The following is a 16,303-nucleotide window of genomic DNA, read 5'->3' on the forward strand; positions in this document are numbered from 1 at the left end:
TTTATCAAGAGAATTTATATGTCAAATGCCAATATAGCCAGTGCTCAGTTAATGATGCAGCAGCTAAATATCCATTCAGAGATGGCAAAAGGCGCGATAAGCGTCACGCCTAATCCAAGAGATTTTGGGCTACAAGCACCCTCATTTACTGAATTGATGAAAAATAAAGTTGCCGCCGTCAACTCAGATCAAAATGCATCGGCAGCCCTAATGAAAGCGGTAGATACAGGCCAGAGCGGCGATTTAGTCGGCGCCATGGTGGCCTCGCAAAAAGCGGGACTCGCTTTTTCCTCCATGATCCAAATTCGAAATCGTTTAGTACAAGCGTTTGACGAAGTTATGAAGATGCCAGTCTGATCATAACAGTCTAATTTAATAACCATTACGACCCAAAAACTCAAGTGCTATTTTTGAGGAAGGATAACTAAAGCATGCCAGCAACATTGACTCAAACCAGCAACGCCGCAACGAATGTTGGTGTCAATAACAACCCCATTAATTCACTAAAACAAAAGTGGCAACAATTTAATCGAGGCGACCGTCAGGTGGCGATATTAGCCGTACTCGCTATTGTTGCCGCTTGCGTCATTGTGTTGATGCTGTGGAGTGCTAGCCAAGGCTACCGTCCCTTATATGGTGACCAAGAAGGCGTTGAAACTTCACAAATTATCGAGGTACTTGAAGCGGAAGGAATTAGCTATCGTATCGACGCTAACAGCGGACTGATACTGGTGACTGAAGATAAACTCGGCGCCGCCCGCATGCTATTAGCCGCCCGAGGCGTTAAGGCTAAGGTACCGTCAGGAATGGAGTCTCTCGAAAACTCTAGCATAGGCACAAGCCAGTTTATGGAACAGGCTAAATACCGCTATAGTTTAGAGGGTGAGTTATCACGAACGATTATGGCACTCAAAGCAGTTAAAACAGCTCGAGTCCATTTGGCCATCCCTAAAAAAACCCTATTTATTCGTCAGCAACCTGAATTACCCACAGCCTCTGTGATGCTTGAACTCTATGCCGGTAGCAATATTCAACCGGAACAGATTGAGTCTATCGTCAACTTAGTCGCTGGTAGCGTTACCGGTATGACTCCCGATCGAGTACAAGTTGTCGATCAAGAGGGTAACCACTTAAGCTCATCAATTAGTGTTAATAAAGATATCACTCAGGCACGAGACCGCCAGCTAAAGTACACCCAAGAGTTAGAGCAAAGCTTAATTGATCGTGCTTCAAGCATGCTACTGCCTATTCTAGGACGCGAACATTTCCAAGTACAAGTTGCTGCAACAGTGAACTTCAACCAAGTAGAAGAAACCAAAGAGTCTCTGGATCCAGTCGCTGTCGTAACCAAAGAAAACGTCACCAGCAATGAAACCAATAGCGATATGGCTCTGGGTATTCCGGGAGCGCTCAGCAATCAGCCCCCAGCCGCAGAAGCAGAAGATAGTAATGCTCGCCGCAACTTAAACTCACAAGAGAGCCGCCAATTCGATACTGGCCGCTCTGTTAGACACACGCGTTATCAACAGATGCAATTAGAAAGTTTGTCGGTATCAGTGTTAGTCAATAAGCAATCTGGCGGAGAAGCTGGCTGGACTCAGCCTCAATTAGATCAATTAAGCAGCATGGTACAGGATTCGATTGGCTTCTCTGCGGCGCGCGGCGACCAATTTAGCATCAATAGTTTTGACTTTGCGCCCATGAACATCGCTGTGTTCGAGCCCATGCCATGGTGGCAGGGTGAAAGCTATCAAACCTATTTACGCTACTTTATCGGTGCGCTATTAGGCCTAGCGATGATCTTCTTCGTGCTACGTCCACTCGTTAAGCACCTCACTAAAACGGTTGAGCACAACTTAAAAAGTGGTGATGAGCCAGTGCAAGCAACGTTGCCATCGGCACAGGCGGCTGTAACCAAACTTGAAGCCACTAATAATGCACAGCCTATGGCTGATCAATTAATCGGAGCCAACCAGAGTAGCAGCGATATCAACTGGAGCGGCGATGTCAGCCTGCCAGAAGCGAGCTCTCCTTTAGCGGTCAAGATGGAACACCTCACCTTGCTTGCTAATCAAGAGCCTGCACGTGTTGCCGAGGTAATTGCCCATTGGATTGGCGATACCGAGAGAGATTAAGCCAAATCGTACATCTTGCAACCCGAATATAAATTAGCCTTGAAGATAGGTAACAGCAACAGTGAATAATAGTGAACTCGTAATTAAGATGGATAATCTGGATCAAGCAGCGATGTTGTTGCTGAGTATGGGAGAACAAGGTGCCGCACAGGTCATGGCTCATTTAGACCGCAATGACGTACAGCACCTTAGCCATAAAATGGCACGCCTTTCTAGTATTACTCAACATGAGGCAGATGCTGTACTGGGGCGCTTTTTCAAACGCTATCAGGAACAATCTGGTATCGCACGAGCTTCACGCTCCTACCTTCAAAAAACCTTAGACCTCGCCTTAGGCGATCGAGTCGCAAAAGGGTTAATCGATGGTATCTATGGCGACGAGATTAAAATCTTAGTCAAACGTTTAGAATGGGTCGATCCGCAGTTATTGGCACGAGAGATTGCCAACGAACACTGTCAGCTACAAGCTGTGCTATTGGGACTATTACCCGCCGAAAACGCAGCTCTGGTTCTAGAGGGGCTGCCTGCATCGGGGCAAGATGAAGTACTGGTGCGCATTGCTCAACTCGGCGATCTAGACAGAGAAGTGGTTGATGAGCTTCGTCAATTAGTTGAGCGTTGCATGCTGATGGCTATGGAAAAGAGCCATACGCAGATCAGCGGCGTTCGCCAAGTAGCTGACATATTGAACCGTTTCAATGGCGATAGAGAACAGCTGATGGAAATGCTCAAGTTGCACGATAAGCAACTAGCCAATGATGTTACCGACAACATGTTCGACTTCATCATTCTAGGTCGACAGAAACAAGAAACACTGCAAGAGATCATGGCAACAGTCCCTAGTGATGTATTGGCTCTTGCACTCAAAGGTATCGATGCTGAACTGAAAACCACCCTACTCACAGCCCTGCCTAAACGTATGTCATCCGCCATTGAAACTCAGGTGGAAGCCATTGGTACCGTGCCATTGAGTCAAGCCATTGCGGCACGTAAAGAGATCATGGAAATCGCCAAGCAGATGGCTGACGAAGGTGAGATTGAGTTACAACTGTTTGAAGAGCAGGTAGTTGAATAATGAGTACTGAAATCAAAAATTCCGACCCACGCTGGCGCCTCATAGGTGATCATGCTCGTCGCCACCGCTTTTCTCCTCTAATCGCCCCTGAAACCGATGCCGAACAAGGGGAAATGAGTTGGCAAGATTTTCAGCAGGCTTTCGATAAAGGCTATGATGATGGCGTACAAAAAGGCCATCAAGCCGGCTTTGAGGCCGGTATAGAAGAGGGACGCCAGTCTGGCCATGCGGTGGGCTTCAACCAAGGGCGCATTGAGGGTCAGCAAAAAGGTAAAGATAATATCGATGACCAGCTTAATAGTCTTATCGCCCCTTTAGGCGCGCTAAAGTCACTACTAGAAGAAGGCCATAGCCAACAGATAGCGCAACAGCAAACACTGATCCTAGATCTCATTCGCCGAGTATCCTTACAGGTGATCCGCTGTGAACTAACACTTCAACCACAACAGATCTTAAATTTGGTTGAAGAGACATTAAGCGCACTGCCAGATGATCCGACAGAGGTCAAAATTCATCTTGAGCCAAGTGCAGTAGACAAGCTTAAAGAGTTGGCAGCCGACAAGATTAAGCATTGGACGCTCGTTGCAGACTCGAGTATCAGCGCCGGCGGCTGCCGCATTGTCAGCGCCACCTCTGATGCAGATGCATCGGTTGAAACACGTCTCAACAGCTGTTTAGCTCAAGTTCAGGCTCATCTTAATGAGACCCCGATTGAAGCTGCTAGCTTAACGAATGAGGCTGACGTTGAAATTTAACGCCGACATTTTAGATTGGCCTAAGGTTCCTGTCGCTCAAGTTTACGGACGACTCACTCGAGTCAACGGCCTGTTACTCGAGGCGGTCGGTTGCCAGCTAGGCACAGGAGATCGATGCCACATAGAATGTCGTGATAAACAGCTAGTAGAGGCTGAAGTGGTCGGTTTCTACAAAGATACCCTCTGCTTAATGCCTATCGAAGCCGCTTCGGGGCTAATGCCTGGTGCTCGAGTGATGCCAATTGAAGGCCGATGCCTTATTCCTTCAGGCTTAGGCATACTTGGCCGCGTGCTCGACGGATTAGGTCAGCCATTAGATGGACTCGGCTGCATTAAGCATCTGCCTCATGTGCCACTACAACATAAACCCATCAACCCGTTAATGCGTAAACCCATTCACGAACCATTGGATGTTGGGATAAGAGCCATCAATGCCCTACTCCCTATTGGCCGTGGCCAGCGCCTAGGTCTTTTTGCTGGCTCAGGTGTCGGTAAGAGTGTTCTGCTAGGGATGATGACCCGTTTTACAGAAGCTGATGTTGTCGTGGTTGGTCTGATTGGTGAGCGTGGCCGAGAGGTCAAAGAGTTTATCGACGAATCATTGGGTGAAGAGGGACGCAAGCGAGCAGTTGTCATTGCCGCCCCAGCCGATACAACACCACTGATGCGAATGCGCGCAATGCGTTTATGCCACCATATTGCCACCACCTATCGCGACCAAGGCAAGCAAGTATTACTGCTGGTTGACTCCTTAACTCGATATGCTCAGGCCCAGCGTGAGATTGCGCTGAGTTTAGGCGAGCCACCAGCGACCAAAGGTTATCCGCCCTCAGCTTTTGCTCAGCTGCCAAGCTTAGTCGAGATGGCGGGTAATGGTCAGCACCCTACGGGCACCCTTACCGCGTTTTATACCGTATTAACCGAAGGTGATGATCAGCAAGACCCCATCGCCGACTCTGCTCGTGCAATCTTAGATGGCCATATTGTATTAAGCCGCAAACTCGCCGAAAAGGGGCATTTCCCCGCCATCGATATTGGCGCGTCAGTGAGTCGATTAGCGACTAAAGTCGCGACTGAAGACACCCTAAAGCAAGGGCAATGGTTTCGTCACCTAAATAGCCGTTATAACGAGGTTAAAGATCTATTGCCACTGGGAGGTTATCAAGCGGGTCACGATCCTGAGATGGATATGGCGGTGAAAGCTTATCCTCAAATGGCAGAATTTTTACGTCAAAGTACCGACTCACAAGCCGATCACGCTCATAGCATCACAGCCTTAGCACAATTGGTCAGCAATATGGGGTACTCCTTGTCGAGTAGAGAAGCGTAATGAAACAGCTACTCATATTATGTCAACAAGAGGAAAAAAAGCTCGGCCAGCTAGGTCTGCAGCGAAATAACGCCCAGACGAGAATCAATGACATTGAACAGCAAAAGCGACTCTTAAGCCAAATGGTGACCGATTACACTCAGCTTAGTGTGACTGGGGGAACGGCAATGATGCTGCAAAATAGCGCTCAAATGATCCAAGTCATCGAACCGATGCAGAAGCAATTGATACGTAAGCAACTTCTTTTACAACAAGAGCATCAAAGAATGGATAACCTGTGGCGCCGTCAATTAGGTCGCCAGCAAGGAATCAAGTGGCTTTACCAAGAACGAAAACAAGAACAACAGCATCAACTAGACAGACAAGAGCAAAAGCAATTAGATGATCTTGCAGGCCGTTACGCTACAACTTAGGCGACAAACATCCTTTTATCGCAGATCCCCGTAATCAATTGCAACCTCGTTGTTACGGTTTAAAAGCTGACTAATCACCTCCTGCTGTGCAACTAATAACTTGCCATTGTCTTCGTTAATCTGCTTGCTCTCTTTGACTAAAGAAAGTAAGCGATTCCAAAGAGTGGCGACCTGCTCAGAAGAGGCTTTAGGCAGCCTTGCTATTAACGCCAGCATACCACTAGCATTCCCCGCAAAGCCCAAGTCCTGCAACATCTGTCCTCTATCGCTCGCCTTAATCATCAAGCTATTGCATAAGCTAGATTGCAGCTTGTTATGCTCATTAAGACCTTGATTATCGCGACGTTGCATCAGTTCACGCTGACGATTCAATAGGCTTTTCAGTTGACGATAACCATCAATATCTTGCCGAACCCCCAGCACCACCCCTATAACAAGCTCTCGCTTATTGTTCTGGCTAACAGGCTTAACCATGCTGCTGTACCATGGCATCAACCATCTTCGCGATATCAATCTCGAAGCTACCATCAATCAGTGATTGACGGATTTCAGCGACCTTTTCTTGATCAACATCGGGTAACTGCTCAAGTTGCGGCTGGTTATGCGCGATAAGCTTACAGTCATCACTGACTTCCGCTTGAGGCTTTTTGACGACAACAGTCTGAGGTTGCTGAGGTTGAGAGAAACTATGCGTTTTACTCCGACTCGTGCCCATTTCAGTATTTATCGTACTGTTAATTTTATTAATTTCCATACTGGCTCCATTAAATACGCCTATAAAATAACTAGGGCGACAGAAAGACAACACAACTGAAATTAACGCCATTTATTTGGCAAAAGATTATCGGCTTCAGCAGCAATATTTACAATGTCAGCCACCGCTCACAAGTTAAAACAGAGTCGCCACGCGCCCTTTCGCGATAGGATAAGCAGATATAATTTTACCCGAGCTTAAGTTCCTCACTCTAATCGCATCTCCCTTGCCCCCGCCCTCAAGCGCTTCGCCGGGCATATTGGCGTAAAAGCTATTGCTGCGCGCCTCAATAATGACTCGGTCACCAATATTAATCCACTGCGGGTCATCTAACTGCTGTGACTTGATGGCCTGATGGCGACGAATTTTTCTCACCACTTTACGCCCCAGAATATCATCCAATTGTGCCAACACATTTCGATCAGACGCATCCAGCCTAATAACTTGCCACTCAATATCAGCAATCGAAACATGTTCACCCCGCTTTAGTAGCCGATTGGTCACTGGAACTTTTGCCTTTACCACAACAGAGGCGCGCACATACAAGCTCCACCCTTGTGACTCACAGGTCACTTTACGTTGCACATTACCCAAAGGAATTGCACCGCTATCGATACTCAAATCTGATTGACAAACATCTAACCTTTTTGCCCCAGATGGCACCCTGATGTTGATGTCGGTATTTAGCTGCTTTATCCCCATCTGCTTTTGCCACTGAGTCAATTCTCTAGCAAGTAACCGGCTCACTTCCTGTTTGAGTTGTTCCGTTGCACCCGTATTTTCCTGTGCGAGGGCATGATGCGGAAATAGGCAGGAAAGTATAAGCAAGACATAGGAAGTTGAGGTTCCCACCCTAGACATCAAAAAGACATAAGTGACTGATAAGTATGAGTTAAGCATTTTGGCACATAATTTGGATAGAAAGGAAAAATAAAAAACAACATATACCATACTAGGAGTTTCAATGGCTATCAACTTCGATGCCGCATTAGGTGTTCACCCCCAGACGCTAGATTTCAGAGTCGAGCGTAGCAAAATGCTGGCAGGTAATTTGGCCAATGCTGAAACTCCTGGCTACAAAGCCAGAGATCTGGACTTTAATACTGTGATGACTCAGCTCAATGCAGGGGTAACCCCTAATGGAGAATACCAAGTTAGTTACCGTATTCCTCACCAAACATCAGCGGATCAAAACACCGTAGAGCTAAGCTTAGAGCAAGCAAGATACTCACAGAACTCCATGGATTATCAAACGAGCCTGACCTTCCTCAACATGAAGATTTCAGGCTTACGTACCGCCATTGAAGGTAAATAAGCACAACTATGTCATTCGCAGAAATTTATCAAATTGCTGGTGCAGGCATGAATGCCCAAACCATTCGCCTTAATACCGTTGCCAGTAACCTTGCTAATGCTGGCGCAGCTGCCGAGACACCGGAACAAGCATTTCGCGCGTTAAAGCCTGTGTTCTCGACTATTTACAAGCAAACCCAAGAGGGAGAGCTGGCTGGAGCACACGTCGAAGTTTCAGCCATAGTACAAAGCGATGCGCCACTCGATATGCGTTACGAGCCCAACCATCCCTTTGCCGACGAGCAAGGCTATGTCGCCTACTCCAACGTCAATACTGTAGAGGAGATGGCTGACATGATGGCTGCAAGCCGCTCATTTGAAACCAGTGTTGAAGTGATGAACCGTGCTCGCTCAATGCAGCAAGGTTTACTGCAACTAGGAAACAAATAATGAATGTAACAGATGTGAGTAACAACAGCGGTAACACCGGTGCTATACAAAACTCTCCGGGTAATGATGCCGCTTCAATCAAAAATGAATTTATGACATTGATGATTGCACAGATCCAAAACCAAGATCCCACCAATCCTATCGATGGTACTGAGTATGTTTCACAACTTGCTCAATTCTCACAAGTCGAAAGCTTAGAGCACATGCGCACCAATCAGTCGATGCAAATGGTCATGATGGAAAACCTTGGCATCGTGCAATCTGCTCAGCTTGTGGGCAAAAATGCCATGGTACCCGCATCAGACTTCACTCTTGATGATGCCGCGCTCGATGGCAAGGTGTATCTAGAAGACTCAGTTGAAAATCTCAGTATCGACATCGTCGATAACAGTGGCGATGTGGTTAAGACCATAGAGCTAGGCCCACAAGAAGCGGGAGATTCTACCTTTAGCATCGATCCTACTGCTCTAGAGCTACCACAGGGCGAATACAGCTTAGTTGCCAATACCACAGCCGGTGATGTAACCACGACAGCCGATACTTTTATCAAGGCTGAAATCGAAAAAATTCACTTTATCAGTGCATCAGGAATGATGATGGCAGAACTTGGCAATGGCCTAGGCACCATCTCTGTACTTGAAATCTCTGAAGTCTCATAACGCGTTAGTAAAGGATAATCTCCATGTCGTTCAATATTGCACTAAGTGGTCTACAAGCAACTACTCAAGACCTCAACACGATCAGTAATAACATTGCTAACTCATCAACGGTCGGCTTTCGTAGTGGTCGCAGTGAGTTTTCAGCCATCTATAATGGCGGCCAAGCTGGCGGCGTTAACGTAATGTCCACCAGCCAAAATTTTTCTATGGGTGGCAGCTTAACCTATACAGGTCGTCAATTAGATATGGGTATTCAGGGCGATGGTTTCTTCGTATTAAGCGGCCAAGACGGCAGCACCAGCTATGCTCGCGCCGGCATGTTTAACCAAGACGCTGACGGCTATATTACTGATCCAGCAGGTAACCGTCTGCAAGGCTACAGCACAGGTGCAACAGGCAATCTACAGAACGGCAACGTCAGCGATCTACAGGTGCAAACAGGGGCTCTTTCAGCCAAAGCAACCTCGACCATTGGCCTGATCTCTAACTTAGATGCTAGAGTTGAAGTGATCGATCCAGCCACTAACCCATTCGATTCTGATGATGCCACAACCTATCACTCTTCTAGCACCATAGCCGCTTTCGACTCACTCGGTAATGAACACGCTCTGACCCAGTATTATGTTAAAACGACCGATAACACTTGGTCTGTACATTATAAAATGGGCGATACTGATGTAACGCCAGCTGCCGGCCATACATTAGAGTTTGATACTAACGGTATGCTTATAAACGGTAACGACATCACACTAAACATCGCCGCCTCTGCCGGTGCGTCAGCGATGAACCTTGCGTTAACTTACGACAAGAGCACCCAATACGCCTCTGACTATAACAACTCAAGCCTAAATCAAAATGGCTACACCTCAGGCGAGCTAAACGGTATTCGTATTGATGATAACGGCATGCTGTTTGGTACCTACACCAACGGTCAAGAGCAGATACAAGGCCAAGTCGTACTCGCAGACTTTAGCAACCCGAACGGTTTAACACCGACCAGCAATAACGCGTGGACGGCAAGCAATGCCGCTGGCCAACCGATTATTGGCACGCCAACCACTGGCACCCTAGGGGGACTCAGCGCGGGTTATCTTGAAGGCTCTAACGTCGACCAAACTGCCGAAATGGTTAACTTGATGACAGCGCAACGTAACTATCAATCCAATGCCAAAGTGCTGGATACCAACTCGCAAATGCAGCAATCCTTGTTGAACGCAATCTAGGAATAATCCGTGGACAGAATGCTATATACCGCGGCGAGTGGCGCGACTAGGGTAATGGAAGCGCAGGCGATACGCGCAAATAACTTAGCCAATGCTGACACCACTGGTTTTAAGGCCGATCTTGAACGAGTCAACTCTATGGTAGTGAACCCTATCGGCGATAGCTTGCAGACTCGCGTATTGGCTCAGACACAAGGCAGTGGCTTCAGTCGACAAAGCGGCACTTTAAACCCGACAGGCCGCAATCTCGATCTGGCGTTCAACGGGGCAGGCCTGTTCTCGGTAATGACAGCCGAAGGTGAAGGTTATACCCGTGCAGGCGCCATGACTCCCGATGTAAACGGCCAGCTGACCTTAGATGGTCGCCCTGTCGCGGGACTAGCGGGCCCTATTGTGCTGCCAGAGTATCGTGAACTCTTCATTGGCGATGACGGCCGGATCAGCATTATTGCCGACGCCGATGGTGTTATCGAAGAAGTTGGCCAGCTCAAGCTGGTTAATCCAGACATAGCAACAATGAGCAAAGGCTTGGACGGTTTGCTTTACCCGCAAGACCGTCAACCTTTACCCGCGAGTGAAGACGTGACGGTTAGCAGCGGCTTTCTAGAAGCCAGTAACGTCCAAGCCGTGGGTGAGCTTATCGCCGCCATGGATTTAAGCCGCCAGTTTGAGGTGCAAGTCAAACTGATGAAGAGCGCTGAAAAGCTCGCTGAAGCGGGTAACCGCTTACTACGTGACGCGTAAACTATTTTTTAAGGACACATTCGATGCAATCAGCTTTATGGGTTAGTAAAACAGGCTTAACCGCCCAAGATACTAAGATGACTACCATTGCCAACAACTTGGCAAACGTTAACACCACAGGCTTTAAACGTGACCGTGTCGCCTTTAATGACCTTTTCTATCAGGTGCAACGCCAACCTGGCGGCCAAGTTGATGAGCAAAATGAACTGCCTGCAGGTCTACAGCTAGGTACAGGTACTCGCGTTGCGGGCACGCAAAAGGTGTTTACGCCTGGCGACATGCTGACAACCAATCAACAGCTAGATCTTGCGATTGAAGGTCAGGGCTTCTTCCAAATCGAAGAAGTTAATGGCGATGTGAGCTTTTCCCGAGATGGACAGTTCTACCGCAGCAGCGAAGGCTTAATGGTGACCTCTCAAGGTTTGCCTTTAGTGCCTAATATCCAAATTCCAGATGAAGCACAGACAGTGACGATTGCTTCTGACGGTATCGTCTCAGCCCAGATGGCGGGTCAAGCTGATTCACAAGAGCTAGGCCAAATCACCCTAGTTAACTTTACCAACCCAGCGGGTTTAGAAGCACGTGGTAACAACTTATACCGTGAAACGGGTGCCTCAGGCGGTGCGATTGAAGGGATTGCTGGCGATGAAGCCTTAGGCCAAATCCGCCAAGGGGCACTTGAAGGCGCTAACGTTAACGTGGTTGAAGAGATGGTCGAGATGATTTCGACCCAGCGTGCTTACGAGATGAACGCTAAAGTGGTGTCGGCCTCTGACGACATGCTTAAGTTCCTAAACCAAGCGCTGTAATCAGCGCTTTATCCATTGCTTCAACGTTAGGACTCGAAAAGGATCACCATGCAACAACTTTGGATAGGATTTTGGATAGGCTTAGTATTACTCTTATCTGGCTGTATCTCACACATTCCTGAGCTTGATACCAAACCAGGAAAGCCAGAATGGGCGCCGCCAGAAATAGATTACAGCTTACCAGATGCCAAAGACGGTAGTGCTTACCGCCCTGGGTTTATGCTGACACTATTCAAAGATAAGCGTGCATTTCGCGAAGGCGACATTCTGACTGTCGCCTTAGATGAGAAGACCTATTCGAGCAAAAGCGCCGACACTAAGACCAATAAAAACACAGGCTTATCGCTTGATGGTCAAGGCACTACAGGCACAAACAGTATCGCTGGCAGCGGCGAAGCCAACTTAGGTAGCTCGTTTAGTGGTACCGGATCGAGCACTCAGCAAAACCAGCTGTCAGGCTCCATCACAGTAACCGTCGCTAAAGTTTTGCCCAATGGCGCGCTATTAATTCGTGGCGAAAAATGGCTCAGACTTAACCAAGGTGATGAGTACCTGCGCTTGCTCGGACTCATTCGTACTGATGATATTGGCAACGATAACACCATCTCTTCACAGCGTATCGCCGATGCTCGTATTATCTATGGCGGTCAAGGTGCGATTACTGACAGTAACCGTATGGGCTGGGCATCTCGCTACTTTAATAGCCCGTGGTTTCCACTATGATCTTCTGCTTGCATATTCAAAAATCAAGGTTACTTGAATGAAAAAAATCGCCCTCTTTATGACCAGCATGCTACTGGCTTTGCTGCCATTACTTCCCGTTCAGGCCGAGGCTCAGCACCGCTATTTAATGGATATTGTCGATGTGCAAGGTATTCGTGATAACCAACTCGTAGGTTACGGCCTCGTCGTCGGTCTAGATGGTACCGGTGATAAGAATCAGGTCAAATTTACCAGCCAATCCGTTGTGAATATGCTGAAACAGTTTGGGGTGCAAATCGATGATAAAACCGATCCCAAGTTAAAGAACGTTGCCGCGGTCGCGGTTTCAGCCACGGTGTCACCGCTGGCAAGCCCTGGACAAACGTTAGACATTACCGTGTCATCACTGGGTGATGCTAAAAGTTTGCGTGGCGGCACCCTGTTAATGACGCCGCTACGCGCCGTCGATGGCGAGGTTTATGCCGTGGCTCAAGGCAACTTAGTCGTTGGTGGCGTGTCAGCACAAGGGCGAAATGGCAGCTCAGTGACGGTCAATATTCCTACAGTGGGTACTATTCCCAACGGAGCGTTATTAGAAGCATCGATGCCAAGTAATTTTAATGAAACCGAACATATCGTGCTAAACCTAAAACAGCCTAGCTTTAAGACGGCGCGTAACATTGAGCGGGCCGTTAACGAACTATTTGGTCCGAGTGTCGCTGAAGCCGATAGCAACGCCAAGGTCATGGTGCGAGCTCCCCGCACCAACCGCGAACGAGTCACCTTTATGTCCATGCTCGAAGAGCTGCAAATCGAGCAAGGGCGCAAGTCTCCTCGCGTGGTATTTAATAGTCGCACAGGTACCGTGGTCATGGGTGGCGACGTGGTGGTACGTAAAGCGGCGGTTAGCCATGGCAACCTGACTGTCTCTATCGTCGAGCAACAGAACGTAAGCCAACCCAATGGCGCCTTTTTAGGCCAAGCTCAAGGCGAAACTGTTGTCACTAACGACAGCACTGTCGATATCGATCAAGAAAATGGTCATATGTTTGTCTGGGAAGAGGGTGTAGCCCTCGATGATGTCGTGCGTGCGGTCAATAGCCTGGGTGCATCACCCATGGATCTCATGTCTATCTTACAAGCACTGGATGAAGCAGGTGCACTCGAAGCTGAATTGGTGGTGATCTAATGAAATTAGACAACAACCACAGCTACCTAAATCAACTAAATGCCGGTGATTTGATTAAAGCCAATGGCGAGCATGGTGCATTAAAACTCGTCAGCCAACAGTTTGAAGCTCAGTTTCTACAAACCGTATTAAAACAGATGCGATCGGCCTCAGATGTGATGGCCGACAAAGATAGCCCCCTTTCTTCACAGAATGACGGCATGTATCGCGATTGGCATGATGCCGAACTTGCTGGCCGCTTAAGCCAGATGCAAAGTACAGGTCTTGCTAGTGTGATGGCAAAACAATTGTCTGTCGCACTTAAGTCTAGTCCCGAGACGGTCGCCTCTAATAATCAATCGAATGGCACTCCCAATACAGTTGCAATGCAACCCGCTTTAATATTGCCATTTATGACGAAACCGCAAGAGTAAATGGCGCTGCTGATTAGCCCTCATTTAAAGCGATAGAGATAAGGATTCAAGATGAGCATGCTCAACATTGGTATGTCAGGGCTTAATGCCAGCATGGCAGCCCTAACCGCCACGTCCAATAACATCAACAATGCCATGGTGGCGGGATACTCCCGTCAGCAAGTAATGCTAAGCTCTGTAGGCAATGGCGTCTATGGCGGTGGCTCGGGAGTGACGGTCGACGGTATGCGCCGCATATCGGATCAATACGAGGTTGCGCAACTATGGAATACCACCAGCAGCCTAAGTTTTGCTCAAACGCAATCGAGTTACTTAGGTCAAGCTGAACAGATTTTTGGCTCTGAAGGTAATAGTATCTCTGCGGGTCTGGATCTTCTTTTTGCCTCATTGAACTCGGCAATGGAGCAACCCAACGAGATTGCTCACCGCCAAGGCGTGCTCAATGAAGCAAAATCATTAACCCAAAGGTTTAACTCTATCAGTGAGGGACTTAGCTCCCAAGTTAATCAAGTCGAAGGCCAGATCGGCACTTCGGCAAAAGAGATTAATTCACAGCTAGACAGCATTGCTAACTTTAATGCACAGATCCAGTCCTCTAATGCCAGCGGTAATGTACCACTCGCCCTGTTAGATGCCCGCGATGCGGCCATTGACGATTTATCAAAGATTGTCGACGTGAATATCGCTCATGACGCCAATAATATGGTGAGTATCTCTTTAGCGCAGGGACAGCCACTACTTTCAGGCACCACGGCCGCTAAAATACAAGTAACCCCTGATCCCGCAAACCCTCTGTTTAGCCAATTAAGCATTCAGTTCGGTCAATCTAGCTTTCCGTTAGATGAAACCGCAGGCGGTAGCTTAGGCTCACTCATCGATTACCGCGATAATAGTCTTGTCGACTCTATGGCCTTTAATAACGAACTAGCCAAGACCATGGCTGATGAATTTAACACCATATTAGCGGCAGGCACGGACTTAAACGGTGATGCTCCAACGCTGGACCTATTTACCTATGACCCAACAAATCCTGCTGGTAGCCTAAAGATGACAGCAGGATTTAACGCTGACATGCTGGCCTTTGGTAAAGACGGTACACCGGGTGACAACAGCAACCTAAAATCACTGGTTGAGCTAGCCAATAAGAGCTTTACCTTTGACTCAATGGGGGTTGATGCCACCATGGGCGATGCCTTTTCCAGTAAAATTGGTGAACTAGGCTCGGCCTCACGCCAAGCTAAAATGGCCAAAGAGACGGCAGAAAAGATGCAAATGGAGGCGCAATCACAATGGGCCAGCACCAGCGGGGTAAACATGGATGAAGAAGGCGTAAACCTCATCATCTATCAGCAATCTTACCAGGCTAATGCCAAAGTGATCTCCACCGCCGATCAGCTCTTTCAAACCATATTAAACAGTATTTAAGGACTTTCTTATGCGCGTAAGTATGCATAATCTCTACAGCAACAGCTTGCAAAGCCTACAAAAATCTACCACCGATATCGCTAAGCTCAATGAGATGATGGGCACTGCTAGCTCAATACTACGACCATCTGACGACCCTATCGGTGCGGTAAAAGTGATGGGCAACGAGCGAGATATGGCAGCGACCGAGCAGTACCTTAAAAATACCGAGTCGTTAAGTGCCAGCTTTGGCCGTGCCGAAACCTATATGTCGAGCATGGTTGAATTACAAAACCGTATGCGTGAAATCACCGTATCGGCCAGTAATGGTAGCTTATCTGCAGAAGATCGAACGGCCTATGCAGCCGAATTGGACGAACTACTAGAGTCTTTTGCCGATGTGCTCAACGCCAAAGATGATGGCGGTAACTACTTGTTCTCTGGCAATGAAACAGACACAGCTCCTATTGGTAAAGACGCGGCGGGTAACTACGTCTATCAAGGTGACAACAGCCACAGAGAAGTACAAACCTCCTCCTCCTCCTGGATGACGGCTAACAGCACAGCGGCTGACTTTATCTTCTCTAATGGCAGCGCCGATATCCTCAATCAAACTCAAGACTTTATTACCGCGCTTAACGATCCAGCCCTTGCACCCGGTGACGCTGCATTTGAACAAGTCTCAGGTGATATGTTAACCAGCCTAAATGACACACTTACCAGTATTGGCGCGGCGATCACCGATATGGGTGGCAAGCAAAATACCCTCAGCCTAGTGCAGGGAAGCCATGAAGAGCGGGTGCTATTTAATAAAGAAGTGATAGGTGAAACCGAAGGTTTAGATTATGCTCAGGCCACCGCGGAGTTCAACTTAAAACTCACCACGCTAAAAGTGACTCAGCAAACCTTTGTTCAAGTGTCACAGCTAACGCTATTTAACCATATCTAATCAGGC

Annotated in this window: 20 protein-coding genes; 17 read left to right on the forward strand and 3 right to left on the reverse strand. The window is 47.9% G+C overall.

What is annotated here, in order from left to right; all coding sequences use genetic code 11:
• The first annotated feature begins 18 nt into the window (after nt 1-18).
• From fliE to ACVBIL_RS12885, 6 genes are all read left to right on the forward strand, one after another.
• Complete coding sequence (gene fliE / locus ACVBIL_RS12860; protein ID WP_447167371.1) at nt 19-357, forward strand: flagellar hook-basal body complex protein FliE; 339 nt, start codon at nt 19-21, stop codon at nt 355-357.
• A gap of 74 nt (nt 358-431) precedes the next feature.
• On the forward strand, nt 432-2,135 hold the full coding sequence (gene fliF / locus ACVBIL_RS12865; protein WP_447167372.1) for a flagellar basal-body MS-ring/collar protein FliF: 1,704 nt from the start codon (nt 432-434) through the stop codon (nt 2,133-2,135).
• 88 nt (nt 2,136-2,223) lie between these two features.
• Complete coding sequence (locus ACVBIL_RS12870; protein ID WP_447167408.1) at nt 2,224-3,210, forward strand: flagellar motor switch protein FliG; 987 nt, start codon at nt 2,224-2,226, stop codon at nt 3,208-3,210.
• Nucleotides 3,210-3,965 (forward strand): flagellar assembly protein FliH, encoded by a 756-nt coding sequence (fliH, locus tag ACVBIL_RS12875; RefSeq protein ID WP_447167373.1) that lies wholly within the window; start codon nt 3,210-3,212, stop codon nt 3,963-3,965. The genes ACVBIL_RS12870 and fliH overlap by 1 nt, the downstream gene beginning before the upstream one ends.
• Nucleotides 3,943-5,295 carry a FliI/YscN family ATPase gene (locus tag ACVBIL_RS12880; RefSeq protein WP_447167374.1) on the forward strand — a complete coding sequence of 451 codons (1,353 nt, stop codon included), beginning with the start codon at nt 3,943-3,945 and terminating at the stop codon, nt 5,293-5,295. The genes fliH and ACVBIL_RS12880 overlap by 23 nt, the downstream gene beginning before the upstream one ends.
• Nucleotides 5,295-5,708: a flagellar FliJ family protein gene (locus tag ACVBIL_RS12885; protein ID WP_447167375.1), complete on the forward strand. Its 414-nt coding sequence runs from the start codon at nt 5,295-5,297 to the stop codon at nt 5,706-5,708. Before ACVBIL_RS12880 ends, ACVBIL_RS12885 begins: the two co-directional genes overlap by 1 nt.
• A gap of 15 nt (nt 5,709-5,723) precedes the next feature.
• On the opposite strand, the gene ACVBIL_RS12890 is transcribed toward ACVBIL_RS12885, so the two are convergent.
• From ACVBIL_RS12890 to flgA, 3 genes are all read right to left on the reverse strand, one after another.
• The gene (locus ACVBIL_RS12890; protein WP_447167376.1) at nt 5,724-6,200 is read right to left on the reverse strand and encodes a flagellar protein FlgN; all 477 of its coding nucleotides are present in this window, start codon (nt 6,198-6,200) and stop codon (nt 5,724-5,726) included.
• The gene (gene flgM, locus ACVBIL_RS12895) at nt 6,175-6,462 is read right to left on the reverse strand and encodes a flagellar biosynthesis anti-sigma factor FlgM (RefSeq protein WP_447167377.1); all 288 of its coding nucleotides are present in this window, start codon (nt 6,460-6,462) and stop codon (nt 6,175-6,177) included. The genes ACVBIL_RS12890 and flgM overlap by 26 nt, the downstream gene beginning before the upstream one ends.
• 135 nt (nt 6,463-6,597) lie before the next feature.
• Nucleotides 6,598-7,323: a flagellar basal body P-ring formation chaperone FlgA gene (flgA, locus tag ACVBIL_RS12900; RefSeq protein WP_447167409.1), complete on the reverse strand. Its 726-nt coding sequence runs from the start codon at nt 7,321-7,323 to the stop codon at nt 6,598-6,600.
• Nucleotides 7,324-7,426: 103 nt separating this feature from the next.
• Between flgA and flgB the strand changes: the two genes are divergently transcribed.
• The 11 genes from flgB to flgL are packed head-to-tail and all read left to right on the forward strand — an operon-like array spanning nt 7,427 to nt 16,297.
• Complete coding sequence (gene flgB, locus ACVBIL_RS12905) at nt 7,427-7,777, forward strand: flagellar basal body rod protein FlgB (RefSeq protein ID WP_447167378.1); 351 nt, start codon at nt 7,427-7,429, stop codon at nt 7,775-7,777.
• A gap of 8 nt (nt 7,778-7,785) precedes the next feature.
• Nucleotides 7,786-8,205, forward strand: coding sequence for a flagellar basal body rod protein FlgC (flgC, locus tag ACVBIL_RS12910; protein ID WP_447167379.1), 420 nt, complete (start codon nt 7,786-7,788; stop codon nt 8,203-8,205).
• Nucleotides 8,205-8,864, forward strand: coding sequence for a flagellar hook assembly protein FlgD (locus ACVBIL_RS12915; protein WP_447167380.1), 660 nt, complete (start codon nt 8,205-8,207; stop codon nt 8,862-8,864). The genes flgC and ACVBIL_RS12915 overlap by 1 nt, the downstream gene beginning before the upstream one ends.
• Before the next feature lie 23 nt (nt 8,865-8,887).
• Nucleotides 8,888-10,087: a flagellar hook protein FlgE gene (gene flgE, locus ACVBIL_RS12920; RefSeq protein ID WP_447167381.1), complete on the forward strand. Its 1,200-nt coding sequence runs from the start codon at nt 8,888-8,890 to the stop codon at nt 10,085-10,087.
• A 9-nt stretch (nt 10,088-10,096) separates the two neighbouring features.
• Nucleotides 10,097-10,831, forward strand: a complete 735-nt coding sequence (locus ACVBIL_RS12925) for a flagellar basal body rod protein FlgF (protein WP_447167382.1) — start codon at nt 10,097-10,099, stop codon at nt 10,829-10,831.
• Between the two features lie 23 nt (nt 10,832-10,854).
• A complete protein-coding gene (flgG, locus tag ACVBIL_RS12930; RefSeq protein WP_447167383.1) occupies nt 10,855-11,640 on the forward strand; it encodes a flagellar basal-body rod protein FlgG in 786 nt (261 codons plus the stop codon).
• A gap of 48 nt (nt 11,641-11,688) precedes the next feature.
• Nucleotides 11,689-12,363, forward strand: a complete 675-nt coding sequence (gene flgH / locus ACVBIL_RS12935) for a flagellar basal body L-ring protein FlgH (RefSeq protein WP_447167384.1) — start codon at nt 11,689-11,691, stop codon at nt 12,361-12,363.
• Between the two features lie 37 nt (nt 12,364-12,400).
• Nucleotides 12,401-13,531: a flagellar basal body P-ring protein FlgI gene (locus ACVBIL_RS12940; protein ID WP_447167385.1), complete on the forward strand. Its 1,131-nt coding sequence runs from the start codon at nt 12,401-12,403 to the stop codon at nt 13,529-13,531.
• A complete protein-coding gene (locus ACVBIL_RS12945) occupies nt 13,531-13,944 on the forward strand; it encodes a rod-binding protein (protein WP_447167386.1) in 414 nt (137 codons plus the stop codon). Before ACVBIL_RS12940 ends, ACVBIL_RS12945 begins: the two co-directional genes overlap by 1 nt.
• Nucleotides 13,945-13,995: 51 nt before the next feature.
• Nucleotides 13,996-15,369: a flagellar hook-associated protein FlgK gene (flgK, locus tag ACVBIL_RS12950; RefSeq protein WP_447167387.1), complete on the forward strand. Its 1,374-nt coding sequence runs from the start codon at nt 13,996-13,998 to the stop codon at nt 15,367-15,369.
• A gap of 10 nt (nt 15,370-15,379) precedes the next feature.
• Nucleotides 15,380-16,297, forward strand: coding sequence for a flagellar hook-associated protein FlgL (gene flgL / locus ACVBIL_RS12955; protein WP_447167388.1), 918 nt, complete (start codon nt 15,380-15,382; stop codon nt 16,295-16,297).
• Nucleotides 16,298-16,303: the final 6 nt, after the last annotated feature.

This window comes from Shewanella sp. 125m-7 (assembly GCF_052977045.1).